The sequence below is a fragment of the Ruegeria sp. SAZA006 genome (assembly GCF_059613465.1).
Map to the genome: position 1 here is coordinate 282,501 of NZ_JBXWSO010000010.1, position 15,896 is coordinate 298,396.

General features: G+C 58.4%; 12 protein-coding genes. 11 read left to right on the top strand and 1 reads right to left on the bottom strand.

Features of this window, described 5'->3' with window-relative positions; genetic code table 11:
* Positions 1–86: 86 nt before the first annotated feature.
* The 11 genes from AC2FNZ_RS10830 (at position 87) to AC2FNZ_RS10880 (ending at position 14,449) form a co-directional block, all read left to right on the top strand.
* Positions 87–1,307, top strand: a complete 1,221-nt coding sequence (locus AC2FNZ_RS10830; protein ID WP_496840609.1) for a polysaccharide biosynthesis/export family protein — start codon at positions 87–89, stop codon at positions 1,305–1,307.
* Between the two features lie 64 nt (positions 1,308–1,371).
* Positions 1,372–2,238, top strand: a complete 867-nt coding sequence (locus AC2FNZ_RS10835) for a sulfotransferase family protein (RefSeq protein ID WP_093963246.1) — start codon at positions 1,372–1,374, stop codon at positions 2,236–2,238.
* Between the two features lie 474 nt (positions 2,239–2,712).
* Complete coding sequence (locus tag AC2FNZ_RS10840; RefSeq protein ID WP_093963247.1) at positions 2,713–4,836, top strand: polysaccharide biosynthesis protein; 2,124 nt, start codon at positions 2,713–2,715, stop codon at positions 4,834–4,836.
* Between the two features lie 163 nt (positions 4,837–4,999).
* Positions 5,000–6,622, top strand: a complete 1,623-nt coding sequence (locus AC2FNZ_RS10845; RefSeq protein ID WP_496840611.1) for a hypothetical protein — start codon at positions 5,000–5,002, stop codon at positions 6,620–6,622.
* Between the two features lie 106 nt (positions 6,623–6,728).
* The gene (rfbF, locus tag AC2FNZ_RS10850) at positions 6,729–7,538 is read left to right on the top strand and encodes a glucose-1-phosphate cytidylyltransferase (protein WP_093963249.1); all 810 of its coding nucleotides are present in this window, start codon (positions 6,729–6,731) and stop codon (positions 7,536–7,538) included.
* 7 nt (positions 7,539–7,545) lie between these two features.
* Positions 7,546–8,673: a CDP-glucose 4,6-dehydratase gene (gene rfbG / locus AC2FNZ_RS10855; RefSeq protein WP_496840612.1), complete on the top strand. Its 1,128-nt coding sequence runs from the start codon at positions 7,546–7,548 to the stop codon at positions 8,671–8,673.
* A 19-nt stretch (positions 8,674–8,692) separates the two neighbouring features.
* Positions 8,693–9,907, top strand: a complete 1,215-nt coding sequence (locus AC2FNZ_RS10860) for a DegT/DnrJ/EryC1/StrS family aminotransferase (RefSeq protein WP_496840614.1) — start codon at positions 8,693–8,695, stop codon at positions 9,905–9,907.
* Between the two features lie 215 nt (positions 9,908–10,122).
* Positions 10,123–11,076 carry an NAD-dependent epimerase/dehydratase family protein gene (locus AC2FNZ_RS10865; protein ID WP_496840616.1) on the top strand — a complete coding sequence of 318 codons (954 nt, stop codon included), beginning with the start codon at positions 10,123–10,125 and terminating at the stop codon, positions 11,074–11,076.
* The gene (locus AC2FNZ_RS10870; protein WP_496840618.1) at positions 11,073–12,074 is read left to right on the top strand and encodes a glycosyltransferase family 2 protein; all 1,002 of its coding nucleotides are present in this window, start codon (positions 11,073–11,075) and stop codon (positions 12,072–12,074) included. The genes AC2FNZ_RS10865 and AC2FNZ_RS10870 overlap by 4 nt, the downstream gene beginning before the upstream one ends.
* Positions 12,071–13,204, top strand: coding sequence for a glycosyltransferase family 4 protein (locus AC2FNZ_RS10875; protein ID WP_496840620.1), 1,134 nt, complete (start codon positions 12,071–12,073; stop codon positions 13,202–13,204). Before AC2FNZ_RS10870 ends, AC2FNZ_RS10875 begins: the two co-directional genes overlap by 4 nt.
* A 51-nt stretch (positions 13,205–13,255) precedes the next feature.
* Positions 13,256–14,449, top strand: a complete 1,194-nt coding sequence (locus AC2FNZ_RS10880; protein ID WP_496840622.1) for a glycosyltransferase family 4 protein — start codon at positions 13,256–13,258, stop codon at positions 14,447–14,449.
* A gap of 230 nt (positions 14,450–14,679) precedes the next feature.
* Here AC2FNZ_RS10880 and AC2FNZ_RS10885 read toward each other — a convergent pair whose 3' ends face one another.
* On the bottom strand, positions 14,680–15,693 hold the full coding sequence (locus AC2FNZ_RS10885; RefSeq protein WP_496840623.1) for a sulfotransferase: 1,014 nt from the start codon (positions 15,691–15,693) through the stop codon (positions 14,680–14,682).
* Positions 15,694–15,896: the final 203 nt, after the last annotated feature.

The following is a 15,896-nucleotide window of genomic DNA, read 5'->3' on the forward strand; positions in this document are numbered from 1 at the left end:
GGTGCGGTTTGTGTTTTCGAGATTTGAGTATTGTGCCCGGCGCCCACGCCCGGCTTGTTGGTGTTTAAGAGTTGGGAGGCCAGGTTTTGCGCAGCTTCTTTCAAGTAATTCTGGCGACGCTGTTGTTTGTGCTGGCCGCTGTGCCGGCCCTGGCCGAAAGCTATCGCCTGCTGCCGCAGGATCGCCTGTCGGTTCGTGCCATGCGTTGGGACCCATTGTCCGCAAGTTACATGATTTGGGATGGCGTGTCCGGTGAGTTCGCTCTGGCCGGTGACGGAACGCTGATGTTTCCGCTGGTGGGGCAGGTTGAAGCGGCCGGGCTGACTACGCTGGAACTGTCGCAGATGTTGGAGCTTGAGCTCAGCAGCCAGACCGGCATGGCCGAGCCGCCAAAGGTCGCGCTTGAAGTGATCAGCCACCTTCCGGTCTTTGTTCTTGGAGACGTCAATTCGCCGGGCGCTTACGCCTACCATCCCGGGATGACCGCCCAGCAGGTTCTGGCCCTTGCAGGTGGCCCGATCCGTCCTCCGATCCAGTTTGGGGCAAACAATGATTTCCAGATCATGCGGATGGGCGGCGAAATGCGGCTCCTATCCACTCAGATCGATGAGTTGGAAGATGAGAGGCAGCGGCTGAAAGCTGACCTTGCGAGCCTGCAGGAAGAAGGGACTGAGACCGGCACCGACGCGGCGCCTGACGCTCCCGGAGGGCTCGAGGGGGAAATCCTCGAGGCGACAATGAACGCCCGCGAGGGTTTGGGTGAGCGAATTCGGGATCTGCAGGAGATGCTCAAAGAGCAGATCTCGAGCCTGACCATCCAGTTGGAGCTTCGCAAAACGCAGATCGAGAATGTCAGCCGGGAGTTAGAAAACCTGAACCAGCTCAAGGAAAAAGGTCTGACCGTATCGAACCGGGTGACGACTATGACCAATCTTCTGAACGATCTGGAATCCAAGCGTCTGGATCAGGAGGTTGCGCTGATGCTGGCCCGTCAGGAGCTGAACCGCGCCGAGCGCGACGAGCTGGAACTGGATGACAAGGCGCGCTCTGATGCTCTGGTCCAGTTGAACGCGGTCGAACGCGAGTTGGCCGCGCTTCGGACGCGCCTGGATACCGCGGCGAGCCTGCACGGAGAACTGGCCGCCGCCGGCTTGCTCAGCGAAGATGACATCGCAAGTGAAGTCGTGATTGAATACATCGTCACACGGGCGGGTGGCACGGCGCCACGCAAGATCGACGGGACCGAGGCGGTTCAGCCCGGGGACACCATAGAAGTCGTACGAAGAACCATTGTTACGTCGAATTGAGTTTTCCGGCGCGAAGTTTGCCGGGTTTGTTTTTTAGTCTGTTCGCAAGGTCACGAGTATTCCAATGTCTCTCCCTGACGGTCGTCCGGTCGACTTTCTGATTTTTGGTGCCGCGAAATGTGCAACCACCTGGTTGCAAAAGTCGCTGATGCAGACGCCGGCCATTCATATGCCGGGTCCCGAGTTGCATTTCTTTTCTCGGTATTTTGGAAACGGACTGGACTGGTATCGTGACCAGTTCGAAGACTGCGATGGCGCAGATCTGATCGGGGAAAAATCGAATTCGTACCTGACTGAACCCTTGGCTGCGCAACGCATCCGAGACAATTTCCCTGAAACTCGGTTGATCCTGCAGATGCGGGACCCGGTTCAGCGCGCCTATTCCGACTATTGCATGCTGTTCCGCCGCGGCGAGGTCTCGGGAAGGATCGAAGATTATCTGGATCCGGCGGTCGCGGCCGACCAGCGGTTTCTGTCCGATGGGCGATACGGCCACCATCTGAAGCGGTTCTACGACTTGTTCCCAGAGGACCAGATCCTGCTGCTGGCCTATGAGGATGTACGTGTGAACCCTCATGGGAACCTGAAGAAGGTGGCCGGCCATATTGGATATGACGGACAGCTGGAACCGCCGGTGCAGCAGAAGGTCAAAGATAAGAATGCACCCATGGTGCCACTGTCGCTGCGTCGCGTGCTGAAGCCGGTTCGAGCTGTTCTGGACCCTGTACGTCACACCTGGCCGGTACGGTCCATCCGAAACGCCGTCGCTCGAAAGGTGACCTACCCGGCCCTGTCGCCCGAGTTGGAGGCGAAGATGACCGAGTTCTATGCGGCCGACGTAGAATTGCTTGCCCGCCGCAATCCGGGTCTCTGCCAGAATTGGACGGTTTCGGATGCAGTTCACAGAAGCGAATCGCAGGCCATGTCATGATCGAAGCCATAGTTTGGTTTCCATTCAGGAAACAAAAGCGCCTTAGGGCTTTGTGCGTGCACGATGAACCGGGACTATCGGGCCCTGAGGATACAACAATTGATACTGCGACGGCGGTCGCGTGCTGAAAAAAATGGCATTTCTGTGATTTTATGGTGTCCAAGTGGTGGAAAGGGGATTTTGATACCAATGGTGGTGTGGTAGCCTTGAAGACGTGGGTTCGTGGTCGGGACCCTGTGATGGGCCAGACGACGTATAGTGTAACGAGTTGACGAGTTAAAAGGGGGTTTGGTTCAGGGCGGAGGTTTCTAGGCGCCCGGATTCACGTGGGGGACTTTTAGCGAAGCAATGTGTTTGCCGGCCGGCGCCATGTGGTGTCGATCGGGAATTGAGGCTTTTTAGTGGTGGAGCGGGCGTGTTTGGCCCGTCTCATTTCAGTCGAGTGGTAAGTGGCAATTTTTGCCGGGGGTTCTTATGAGTATGTACGAGCAAGAGTTGGTTAAGCTCAAGAGTGGACCGGATGCAGATAGCACGATCGAACAGGATCGCGCCTTCGGAGACATCCAGTCGAAGCTGCGACAGAAGCTGACCGAATTGAGCGCCAACCGGCGCCTGCTGATCGGAGATGTATTCGCATCCGCCGGAGCTGTGGCCGCGGCCGTCGTTCTGGCTAATGGTGGCATCGTTCCTGAACAGTTCGGGTCTGTTCTGTTGCCGTTGGTCGTTATGACCTGCCTGGTGGCGCTGGCGGTTTTGCCGCTTTCCGGCATCTACAAACGCCACACACGGTCGACTTCGCTGCGCGATGTGACGCTGATCGTGCGTGCTGCAGGGCTGTCGGTTGTTTTGTTGGCATTGCTGGGTGCTGCCCTTCCCGTTACCGCACAGGTGCCGCTGGCGGTCTATGTTATTCAGTTCCTGCTGTTGGTTCCCGCCTTTGGTACTCTGCGCGTCCTAGCGCGCAGCACCGAGCTGACGAGCGATCCGGCGCGCCGTTGCCCGGATGCGTCTAACGGGAAAATCCCGGTTATTCTGGTCGGAACCGGCGCCAGCTGCGACCTGTTCGTGCGGTCGCTGCACAATCAGGAATCCAAGTATGAACCTGTCGGGATCATCGACGATGCGCGGAACACACAAGGCCTGTATTTCCACGATGTGAAGATCATCGGGTCGCTGTTGGATGCAGACGCCGTCATCGAACGCCTGAAGTATTATGACCAACTGCCGCAGCGCGTTCTGTTGACCGAGCCCGTTACCCATTTTGAAAGTGATGGTATTCGCAAGCTGACCCGTTGGGCTGAGGCCAACAGCATTCCGGTGTCGCGTCTGGCGGGTCTCGAAGAACTTGGCACCGAGAGCAACGGCATCCGGACCGTCAATCCCGAAGATATCTTGGACCGTCCGCAGAAAGCGGTCGAACGCTCGATGCTGCGCGAGATGTTCAAGGGCCGCCGTGTCCTGATCACCGGCGCCGGAGGGTCGATCGGTAGCGAGCTGACACGCCAGATCGCCTCGTTCGAGCCGGCCGAGCTGGTGATGATCGAGAACACGGAATACAACGCCTATTCCATCGATATGGATCTGGGTCAAAACTTCCCGGATGTCGCACGCCGCATCTACGTGGCCGACATTCGCAACGCGTCCCGCGTGAACGCGATCTTTGAACGTCACCGCCCCGAGTTGGTCTTCAATGCTGCTGCACTGAAGCATGTGCCGATGGTTGAGCTGAACCCCTGCGAAGGCGTTCTGACCAACGTGATCGGAACCCGGAATGTGGCGGACGCGGCCCGCAATGTGGGTGCAATCGCCATGGTTCAGGTCTCGACGGACAAGGCGGTGAACAGCACCAGCGTCATGGGCGCCACCAAGCGCGTGGCCGAGTTCTACGTTCAGGCGCAGGACCGTGTGACCAACGAAACCGACGAGAAGACCCGCTTCTTCTCGGTTCGGTTCGGTAACGTGCTGGGGTCGTCCGGTTCGCTGATCCCGCTGTTCCAGCGGCAGATCTCGGAAGGTGGCCCGCTGACGGTGACTGATCCGAAAATGGAGCGGTACTTCATGACCATCCGTGAAGCCGTGCAGCTGACACTGGTTGCCGCCGCGCGGGGTTTGAACCTTGAAGACAGTCACGGCGAGATTTTCGTTCTGGATATGGGTCGGCCGGTCAAGATCGTGGACCTCGCCGAGCGCATGATCCGTCTAGCCGGCCTTGAGCCCTATCAGGATATCGACATCAAATTCATCGGTATCCGTCAGGGTGAAAAGCTGTACGAAGAGCTGTTCGACGTGACCGAAGAGCGTCGCGAAAGCGGTATCCCTGGCGTTTCCTCGGCTATTCCCGAAGGCGTCTCTGCCGCGCGTTTGCGGGCGCTGATTCTCAAGCTGGAACAGGCTGCTCAGGACGGCAGTGATCTTGGGGTCAAAAAGCTGCTCAAGGATCTGGTGCCGGGTTACGGCGCAAACGGTCTGCGCCCGATCGATGGCAAAGAGCTGGCCGCGCGCACCGGCAAGCCGCAGATCAAACCTGTGCCGACGCCCAAGCGGATTGCAAACTTCGCACCGCAGAAAAATCTGGAGACGATCAACGCCGGTCGCTAAAATTTGTCAAAAGTACATTTAAGTGAGCGGCATTTTCGGCCGCGGGTTACGATTTCAGAAGGGCTCTTCGGAGCATATTGTTGATGACTATTTGCGACCCTGGCGGTTCACGGCAACCTGCAGATTTTGGCGGGCCCGTCCGAACGGGCAAAGCGAGAACGATATGACGGCTGAGGCCGAACATATGCGTGACCGGGCCGTTTCTCAGGCCGGGTCTGGTCGTCGTCAGCCGGTGCTGTGGCTCCTGTTTGGAGGGCTGCTGGCCGTGATGTTGGCGGCCCTGTTTGGCCGGATCATGTCCTTTGGTTTGCGTCGGGACGAACTGATGTTCGTGGCACCGGCAGAATTGTTAGGCCAGTGGCGCCTGTACCAGGACTTCTTCTACAATCACGTTCCGGATTCGGCGTGGTATTTCCGCGGTTTCTATTTGATCACCGGTCAGGAGGGTCTGCTGGGCTCAGCGCGCCTTGGTGTGTTCTTTGGCTGGATTGCGTTGATCGGCGGTACCGGTTGGGTGACCTGGCGCCTGTCCGGATCGGCTCTGCTGGCGGCATTCTTCATCGCGGTCTTGATGGTTGATGGAACACTTCTTGCGCAGGCCGGAATGGCCGCCAGCAACAACCTGCTGCCATTGCCCTTCGTTGTATGGGGTGTCGGGGGTTTTCTGCTGGAAACCCAGCGCGACCATCCGCGGCCAGTTGTTTTTGTACTGATTGGAGTCTGCCTGTCGATCGCAGCGGGGATGAAAGTCAGCGCAGTGGTCTTCATTCCGCCCGTCGCGATTGCCACTTTTCTGATGCCCGGACATATGGCGTTTGCAGAACGTGTTCGACGGGTGACCCTGCCGATGCTGGCGGGCGGGCTGCTGGGTGCCTTGCCGTTGTTTTGGTACATGGCCGTTGATCCTACGGTTTTCATCGCGCATGTCCTCAAGTTCCATACGGGTCCGCACGTGGCCTACTGGCAGGCCAACGCCGCCTCTGAACCCGATCTGGCTCTGGGCCTTGGGGGCAAAGTGCAGTTGGCCTATTCGGTCTGGTTGGGTGGGGCGGCACTGGTTTGCCTGTTCGTGGTTGCCTATCTGGCAGTTTTGGCCAGATCTGGCGGCATGCTGCTCTCCGAGCTCGGCGCGGTTCTATTGGTTTTGGTCCTGATCGCCGTGACCGCCGCCTTCAGCTTTGTGCCGTCGCCCGGGTTTCCGCAGTACTACATTCAGCCCTTGGTCATGATCCCCCTACTGGGCGCGTTGGTTTTCCGAAAGGTCGGGTCAGAGCAGCGTTCGCAGGTCACCCCGGTCCTTGCTGCCGGTTTCGTTCTGCTGGCAGTGCTGGGGGCGCCGCGCCTCGTTCCCGGTCTGGCAGCGCTGAGCGATCGCAGCGGCTTTACGACTACCCGAGTGGCGCAGGGTGGCGAAGCGTTAAAGGCCGCGCTTGAATCGAGTGCCCATCCAGACGGACCCGTGGCGACGATCATGCCGATCTACCCGCTTGAAGCGCAACTGCCGGTCTATCCGGAACTGTCTACTGGCCCTTTTGCCTATCGGATCGCGCCTTATACGGAACCTGACTTGGCCGCGAAATACGTGATGGCGGATGCGGCCGGGTTGCAGGCAGTGTTTGATTCCAACCCTCCCTCCGCTTTCCTGCTGGGATATGATCCGGCTCTTGAGCAGCCATTGTTGCGCTATGCGGAAACAAACGGCTACCAGCCCGTGGAAATTTCGGGATTGGGCAACCGCTACGGGCAAGGTGTGGTATACTTGAAGCCATCGGGAGCAACGGAATGAGCCCAACCCGATCCGCGGTCTCTGTTGGCCGGTTCGTCAAGCGGCCGGTGTGAGGCCCACGCAGACATGCAGATTTTAGTAACAAGTATTTGAGGGAGTGGCACGAATGAAAACGATACTGCTTGCTGGCGGTCTGGGGTCTCGGCTGGCCGAGGAAACAGTCTCGATCCCCAAGCCGATGGTCGAAATCGGCGGCCGGCCGATCATCGCGCGCGTCATGGATATCTACAGCCATTTCGGGCATCGCGATTTCGTCGTAGCCGCCGGATACAAGGCGCTTTTGCTCAAGCAGTTCTTCGCGAATTACCACCTCATCGCCAACAATATCTCGGTCGCTCTGGATACGGGAGAGCTCAAGCTGGTGCCTTCGGCGCCCGGCGGTTGGAACGTGTCGGTCGTCGATACCGGGGCTCATACCATGACAAGCGGGCGCATTCGGCGTCTCAAGGAATGGCTGGATCCGGGCGAGACCTTCATGTGCACCTATTCTGATGGCTTGGGGAACATCGACATCAACGCGTTGATCGATTTTCACAAGTCGCACGGCAAGCTGGCGACGGTCACGGCGGTTCAGCCGCCCGCGCGTTTCGGCAACATCGAGTTGAAGGGCGACCGCGTGGACGCGTTCACCGAAAAGGTGCGTCGCCGCGAGACCTGGATCAACGGTGGGTATTTCGTGTTCGAGCCCGGGGTCATGGATTACATGGTCGACGATATGGAGCCGCTGGAACAGTCGCCGCTTTCTCAGATGGCCCGCGACGGTGAGCTTATGGCCTATCGCCACGAGGGTTTCTGGCATCCGATGGATACCATCCGCGACCGCAACGCGTTGGAGGCCCTTTGCGAGGATGATACGCCGCCTTGGCTGCAATTTGATGCCAAGCCCTCGTCTGATTACCCCGCCATAGCGATCTGAGGAACGAATGACTGGTCAGTCCGATCAGATTTTCGGCGGTCAATTCACCGGCCGCCGGGTGCTTGTGACAGGGCATAGCGGGTTCAAGGGCGGGTGGATTTCAACCTGGCTGAACCGGCTGGGCGCGCAGGTCACAGGCATTGCCTTGCCGCCCGAGCCCGGGCCTTCCTTCTATCAGGCGTGCGCACTGGATCGGACCATGGACAGCCGTTTTGCCGATATTCGCGATCCGGCGGCCTTGGCACGGGCGACCGAGGGTCTGGATGCCGAAGTGGTGTTTCACATGGCTGCGCAACCTCTGGTGCGCAAATCCTACCGCGAACCGGCCGAGACATTTGCGACCAATGTCCAAGGTACGGTCAACGTTCTGGAGGCCGTGCGTCGAATGCCATCGCTGAAGGCCGTGGTCGTGATCACCAGCGACAAGTGTTATGACAATCGGGAGTGGCTGTGGGGTTATCGCGAAAACGACCCTTTGGGCGGCAAGGATCCGTACAGTGCCTCCAAGGCGGCAACCGAGCTTGTGGCCCAGTCGTATGCGCATACTTTCTTTTCTGACACGAGTGGCCCTCAGCTTTCGACGGTTCGGGCGGGCAATGTCTTCGGCGGAGGAGACTGGGGTGAAGACCGGTTGATACCGGACATCATTCGAGCCTGGCATGATGGCCAGCCGGTAACCATCAGAAACCCGGATAGCATTCGGCCATGGCAGCATGTGCTGGAGCCTGTCGCAGGGTATTTGCTGCTGGCCCAGAAGATTCTGAGCGACGGACAGCGTTTTGCAGGGGCATGGAATTTCGGGCCAGACGTTTCGGGCACCGTCAATGTCCGGGATCTGGCGGATATGATGTGGCGCGCCTGGGGGGCAGGCGCGCCCGGGTTCCGTTTCCCGGATGAGTCCGCAACGGCGCCCCACGAAGCTGGCATACTTCGGTTGGACAGCACCAAGGCGCAGACCCGTTTGGGCTGGCGGCCTCGGCTTGAACTGTCTCAAGCCATTGAACTGACAACCGACTGGTACAAGGCCCACGCTGCGGGCGACGACATGGGCAAGGTCACCCAATCGCAGATCACCGTGTACCAAGACCTCATGTCCGGCACGAGTTGCGACCAAACCGAGCTGGCCGCACAGTAGATTTCCAGGAGATTTTTTGATGAGAGTGAATTACGGACAGACAGTCCACGGCCAGGAAGAGATCGACGCCGTCGTCGAGGTTCTGAAAACATCCACCCAAATGGGACCCAAAGTCCGGGAGATGCAGCAGAAAGTCGCTGCACTGTTTTCGAAGGCACATGGGATCATGGTCAATTCCGGGTCCTCGGCGAACTATCTGGCCGTCGAAATCCTGGATCTTCCCAAGGGGTCCGAGGTGATCACCCCGGCTTTGACGTTTGCCACCACGGTCGCTCCGCTGGTGCGGCAAGGGCTTGTGCCTGCATTCGTTGATGCGGCCGAGGGAACCTACAACATAGATGTCGAACAGATCGAGCGGATGATTTCGCCCAAGACCTCGGCGATGATGATCCCCTCGTTGATAGGCAACCTCCCGGACTGGCGTCGGATCCGGGAACTGGCCGATGCACATGGCCTGAAGGTCATCGAAGACAGCGCCGACACATTGGGTGCCACGATCGACGGTGCCAGCACGGGCATCTGGTCGGATGTTTCGACCACCAGCTTCTACGGTAGCCATGTCATCAACGGCGCAGGAAATGGCGGAATGCTGTGCGTCAATGATGACGAGTTGGCACGCAAGGCATTGCTGATGCGGTCGTGGGGGCGCAGCTCGTCGCTGTTCGTCGAATCCGAGGCCATCGAGAACCGCTTCAACGTTCAGCTGGATGGGATCGAATATGATGCCAAGTTCCTGTTTGAGGCGCTCGGCTACAATCTTGAACCCTCCGAGATCAGCGCCGCTTTCGCCCTGGTGCAACTGGGCAAGCTTGAGAACAACATTCGGGTCCGCGAGGAAGCCTTTGCAGCCCATCGCGCGTTCTTTGCGCAGTATGAGGAATGGTTCATTCTGCCCGAACAGCTGCCGGGCGCACGCACCGGTTGGCTGGCGTTTCCGCTGACTCTGCGAGAAGGCTCTCCGTTTACCCGTCGCGAGATGCAGATTTTCCTGGAGAAGGCGGACATCCAGACCCGGCCGGTCTTTACCGGCAACATTTTGCGCCAGCCGGCCATGAAAGATGTTGAGTATCGCGCGGATACCGCAGGTTATCCTGTGTCTGATGCCGTGATGCGCGGCGGCATTCTGTTGGCATGCCATCACGGTCTGACTCAGGCTCATATCGACTATATGCATGAAAAGACGCAGGAATTCCTCAAGCCGTATATGACCGGGATGCCGCGCAAGGCATCTTGATCCGAGGTCTTCCAGCGGTCGCTTTCCGTCTGCGGTTCGTGGGTGCGGAATGATCGGTGTTGGCGAAACTATCCCAAGGGGTCCAAATTCCATAGTATCGAAGGGACCGGCCAGGGCGCAGGAATGAAACTGATGGCAACTGATCATGATACGGGTAACCCGCAAAGCGCGGATTTCACCAATCTGGCCCAGAACATGGCCGGCGGCGGGTTGTCATGACGAGGCGCGTTCTGATCACCGGGGCCGGAGGGTTCATCGGACAGCATCTGCTCCGAGCCTGTTTGGACAGTGGGGATCAGGTCGTGGCCTTGGTCCGACCCGGATTCCTCTCTGATGGAATGCCCGATGTCGAATTGCAGCGTGTCGACCTGAGCGACAAGGATACTTTGCGCCGCGTGTTTGACACGTCCCGGCCAGAGGTTGTGTTTCATGCGGCGGCAAACACCCGGGCTGTAGCGCGGCCCGGCCTCAAAGATGCCGAAACCAGCGTGAGCGACAATCTTGTGCCATTGATGGCAGTGTTGGGTGCCGCTGCGACCTGCGACGCACCGCCGGATGCGTTCATCCGTCTTGGAACCATTGCCGAATACGGTGAGGTTCCTTCTCCCTACACTGAAACCCAATGCGAAATGCCGCGCGACAGCTATGGGGCATCGATGCTGGCGGGGACCAAGTACTTGACCATGCTGCGGCCGCGCCTGCCATTCACGGCAATGACGGCCCGGCTTTCACTGACTTATGGTCCGGGTCAGACCGGGCCCCAGTTGGTCCCGTATCTGATCCGGACTTTGCTGAACGGGGATGCCGCGCGCATCGGACGCCCCGATGATATCCGGGATTTTCTGCATGTCGGCGATGCCGTGCGCGCCCTTTTGATGTTGGCGGACGCACCGCGGGTTGACGTTCCGGTAGTGAATGTCAGTACCGGAGTAGCTACTCGAGTCCGTGATGCGGCCGCGATTCTGGCTGAGCTGACCGGTTCCGGACCCGGGAAGCTCGACTATGCCGACCCGTCAGGTGAGCCGATGCACCTGGTCAACGATCCCGGACTTATCCATTCCCTTTATCCCTGGACCGCGCGGATCGCGGTGGAGGACGGCCTGCGAGACACAGTCGATTGGGCTACCTCTTCGGATGCGCAGAAGAACATGGCAGGACAAAACGCATGACGGTCATTTCCATTCTGATCCCCGCCTACAACGAGGAAGACAACGTCCGTACGGCCTATGAGCGCGTGCTGGCGGTGTTCGACAAACTGGATGGGTACGAGCCTGAAATCATCTTCACCGACAATCATTCCGAGGATCGGACGTTTGAAATCCTGTCTGAAATCGCGGGGAAGGACCCTCGGGTCCGAGTGATCCGCTTTGCGCGGAACATGGGGTACCAGGCTTCGGTTCTGACAGCATACAGGTCAGCGACCGGTGCCTGCGCGGTGCAGCTCGATTGCGATATGCAGGACCCGCCCGAGTTGATCCCTCAGATGTTGGACCTGTGGCGGCAGGGGAATCATGTCGTCTATGGTATTCGCCGCAGCCTGCCCGATGGCCCTGTTGTTGCCGCCGCCCGGCGGGGGTTCTATGCACTGATCGACATGATCAGCAACGATAATCTTCCGCGCAACGCGGGTGAGTTTCGTCTGACTGACAGACGGATATTGGACGAATTGCGCCGGGTCGATGACCGCTCGCCTTATGTTCGCGGACTGATCAGCGGCATGGGGTTTTCGCAGATTGGATTCGAATATGATCGCGCGGCCCGGACAGCGGGTGAATCCAAGTTTCCGGTCCGGGCGATGGTGGCGCTTGCTGTGGACGGGTTGATCAACCATTCCCTGCTCCCGCTGCGCCTGGCTTCGCTGATAAGCCTGACAGTAGGGCTGTCGATGTTCCTGTTGATGATCGGCTACCTCATCGGCAAACTGTTTTTCGGCCAGGATTGGCCCGCAGGTTTTGCAACCACGACCATCCTGCTGCTCTTGTCGATGACCCTGAATGCGATGTTCCTTGGCATCCTTGGGGAATATGTCGGCCGAATTTTTCTGCAGGCCAAAAACCTCAACCAACCCGTGGTTGAAACCGAGCTGAATGGCCCGGTGGAACAACTGGACACGTCTGGGAAACAGAACCGCGCCGACAGCGCGCAAATGGTGGAGCGGGCGCAGTGAAGATACTGATCGTTCAGGGTGGGTTCGGAGCTGGCGGTGCCGAAAAGATCGTCTCGGTTCTTGCAGCCCATCGGATCGGCCTTGGCGATCAGGTCTCGGTTGCGGGCATGACCATGCCCGAGGACGGGTCGTATTTTTCTTTCCCTGACAGCGTAAGCCTATTGGTCGCCGAAGGCGGATACGACGGGTTCAAGGGGCTGAAACAGCTGGCCCGCCTGCGCCGGATTCGTCGCTTCATCCGGGACGAGAACCCCGACGTGGTGGTATCCTTTCTGACCAAAATCAACGTCCTGACGCTCGCTGCAGCTCTGGGGCGGGGTGTTCCGGTGATCGTTTCAGAACGGAACAACCCGATTGTGCAAAACGCCAACCCTGTCTGGCGCCACGCTCAAAACATCCTTGGACATCGAGCCAGCACCGTGGTCATGCAGACTGAGCGGGTACGCCAGGACCTGCCGCCGTCATTGCGGAGCAAGGCGCGGGTCATTCCAAACCCCTGTGCGCCAATCGAAGGTGCAGCCCAGTTCCTTGGTTCGGGCGGCAATCGGCTGGTCGCGGTGGGGCGGTTGGATCCGCAAAAGGGGTTCGATCTGTTGATCGACGCAATGTCGGAAATCATCCAGAAAAACCCGGACGCGCGCCTGACGATTTTCGGGGAAGGCCCGGAACGTGCCGCGCTCGAGGCGCAGAGGGACCGGTTGCGACTGCAGGGCGTCATCTCCTTGCCCGGCGCGAGCGACACACCCGGAGCGTGGATGAAGGGCGCAGACATACTGGTGTTTTCCTCCCGCTTCGAAGGGTTTCCAAATGTGGTGGCAGAGGCGACCGTCGCAGGCTTGCCGGTTGTGTCTTTTGATTGCCCCTACGGACCGAGAGAGTTGATCCGACACGGTGAGAATGGATTGCTTGTTGCGCCCGAAGACACGGCGGAACTGGCCCGCGCAGTGCTGCAGCTGAGCGACGATCCTGAATTGCTGGACAAGATGCGTCAGGGATACCAACACAACAGGGACTGGCTGGCCCCAGACAGTATTCTTGAGAAATGGGACCGGATCATTGCCGATGCTGCTCGTCGCAGGGTTGGAGCGGGGGTCGAACATGGCCATAGCACCTGTCGCCCGGAGAGTTGAACCAAACCAGGCGGGCCGCAGCGCCTGCTCTGCCATCAGGAGTTGGCATTGTTGCAAAAGTTGAAACCGCAGGTCTCCCTCCCCACCCGGGCGCGACCACGGATCGTGGTTGTCGCCAATCTGACTGCGTCTTTGCTGAATTTCCGCTATGATCTGCTGAAGGAGCTGTCGGAGCGGGCTGAGGTCGTCGCCTGCGGTCCCGAGCGCCATGAAGCGACGGAAACTGCGCTCGCAGAAATCGGTGTGGAGTTCGTGCAGTTTCCGCTGTCACGTGCCGGGATGAACCCGGTTGAGGACATGCGCACGCTGCGTGCTCTTGTGCGCGTTTTCAAGGAATTCAAACCCGACATTGTCTTTGCCTACACCATGAAGCCGATCATCTATGGTTGCCTGGCCGCAAAATGGGCGGGAGTTGACCGGATCTATGCCATGAACACCGGGTTGGGCTATGTCTACAGCACCCATGGCCTGACTTTTCGGAGGCAGGCGGTTCGTGCCGTGTCATCGGTTCTTTATCGTATTGCGCTGAGAGGTGTGGACGAAGTGCTCGTCTACAACCGCGCAGATGCCGAAGAGTTCCGAGAAAGGCGTCTTGTTGCACCAGATGCCAAGCTCAGCATCGTGCCCGGGTCTGGCGTAAATCTGGATCGCTACGGATATACCGATTCCCCAGCTGGACCGCCTGTATTTCTGATGATCTCGCGCCTGCTGCGCGAGAAGGGCGTGTTTGATTTCGTTCAGGCTGCCCGTTTACTGAAAGAAACGCACCCCCAAGCAAGATGCCAATTGCTTGGTCCGATGGACGCCAACCCGGATTCCATCGGCCAACGCGAGATCGACGAATGGACGCGCGAAGGCGTGATCGAATACTTGGGAGAAACTTCGGACGTCCGGCCCTATCTGGCGGCGTGTTCGATCTTTGTGCTGCCGTCGGCCTACCGCGAAGGGATACCGCGCACGATCCTCGAAGCGATGTCCTCGGGGCGGGCTGTCATCACGTCAGATGCGCCGGGTTGCGCTGATCCGGTCATCAACGGCGAGACTGGTTACGTCGTGCCGGTCCGAAACCCCGAGGCCCTGAGCCGCGCCATGGCCTCGTTCGTCGAGAGTCCTGATCTGGTGGCCCGAATGGGTCTGGCATCGCGGAAACGTGCCGAGGATTCGTTCGACGTCCGTCGGATCAATGCGATCCTTCTCGGCAAGATGGGATTTTCGACCAATACCCGAGAGGATGAGGCAAGTTAAGGGGAGGCGGCTCTTCCAAGCATTTGTTATTTAATGATAAATGGGAATATTTGAAGGAATTCGCGGAAACTACGGGAAACCCCTAATTTCCAGGCCGCCTGAGACTGGCTAACTTTATTTCAACAGCGGAATTCGACCGGTGGGGCCGTTGGCCCGACCACTCACTCGACAAATGACCAGCATATGGGGTGCTGGTCATTTTGTTTTTTGGGGGGACAGAAAAGCGCAGTTCAGTCTGTGCTTGTGGTCGAAGGCAGCTGATATCCGAACTGACCTAAATCGAGGCCAGTCAAGGATTGGAGTTCGGCGTTTGACTCAGCAAAGGCACCGTCAAATCGGGACTGAATTCTGCCGACCAGCCGGTCTTTGAGCATCTGATCCAACTTGCTGGGAAAGATGCGTCCGATCGGCCGGCTCAATTTTCCAAATCTGCGCGTTGCGTTCGGAAACGGCAACAATGCGCCTTTGCTCAGCTGGTTGTCGCTGAGCGTGAAATTAACAAATCGCTGCAGAATCTGAAAACACTCCGATCTCTTCTCGTTCGTGACTTCAAATTCGCGCTTCTTGTGCTCGACGCCGACGAAATTGCACAGGGTTTCCACAAAGGAATCCGGCTCGGAAATGAACTGTTCGTAGGCCAATCCAAGCACACGATCCTTGCCAAACTTGTCTTGGTAAAATTTGAACAAGCGGTGATACCGGTAGAACTCCTCCGAGAACATCGGCGCGCGCCGCAGATTCGGTTCAGGTTCGGACAGATATGTCTTCAGCGATCCGTGGCCGCCATCGGTAATGTACTGGCTGTACATCGAGAGGATCGACGACAGCTGCTCGCGGAATACGACCAGGATGTAGGCGTCGGGAAAAGTGCGTTGCAGACGGTCGGCAATGATGGTGCTGTCGAACCCGCCGCTGGCCGGGTAACCCGAGAATCTCTCGTGAGAGAACACCGGAACCTGCCCGTTATCCTGCGATTTTCTAAGGAAACTCTCGTACATCTTGCGAGTTTCTCCGGGATCATAGGTCATCGGCTGCGGCAGCACGATCCGGTTCGAAAGAATGTATTTGCGATCGCCATGCGGAGTGGCGAACGGTGCGTCCGGCGCCGAGAACAGCTGCTGTTGCAGGGACGACGTAGCGGTTTTGTGGTAGCCGATATGGACAAGAACGGGTGCACGGGTCATGACGGAGTATTCAGCCTTCGGACCGGGTGTTTTCAGTCTGGCTTCGGGCGCGGTCGGCATCCGAGCCGCACCGGTTGGCACCCCGACAGGTGCTCCGAACAAGAATTGGTTTCTGTCGCAACTTCAAAAGCCCTTTCAACAATCAGTACTGGATTCAATCGGCAAACTGCGCTTTCGTAAAACGATATAATCCAAGACAACTAAATGATAGGAACGGAAACAACCGGAAACATGACTTAACCCGCCACAAATTTTGGAAACGT

Bases quoted from the DNA above. Each gene is read 5' to 3' on its own strand.
- AC2FNZ_RS10835 (WP_093963246.1), top strand. From the start codon at position 1,372: ATGTCTCTCCCTGACGGTCGTCCGGTCGACTTTCTGATTTTTGGTGCC.
- AC2FNZ_RS10840 (WP_093963247.1), top strand. From the start codon at position 2,713: ATGAGTATGTACGAGCAAGAGTTGGTTAAGCTCAAGAGTGGACCGGAT.
- AC2FNZ_RS10845 (WP_496840611.1), top strand. From the start codon at position 5,000: ATGACGGCTGAGGCCGAACATATGCGTGACCGGGCCGTTTCTCAGGCC.
- rfbF (WP_093963249.1), top strand. From the start codon at position 6,729: ATGAAAACGATACTGCTTGCTGGCGGTCTGGGGTCTCGGCTGGCCGAG.
- rfbG (WP_496840612.1), top strand. From the start codon at position 7,546: ATGACTGGTCAGTCCGATCAGATTTTCGGCGGTCAATTCACCGGCCGC.
- AC2FNZ_RS10860 (WP_496840614.1), top strand. From the start codon at position 8,693: ATGAGAGTGAATTACGGACAGACAGTCCACGGCCAGGAAGAGATCGAC.
- AC2FNZ_RS10865 (WP_496840616.1), top strand. From the start codon at position 10,123: ATGACGAGGCGCGTTCTGATCACCGGGGCCGGAGGGTTCATCGGACAG.
- AC2FNZ_RS10870 (WP_496840618.1), top strand. From the start codon at position 11,073: ATGACGGTCATTTCCATTCTGATCCCCGCCTACAACGAGGAAGACAAC.
- AC2FNZ_RS10885 (WP_496840623.1), bottom strand. From the start codon at position 15,693: ATGCCGACCGCGCCCGAAGCCAGACTGAAAACACCCGGTCCGAAGGCT.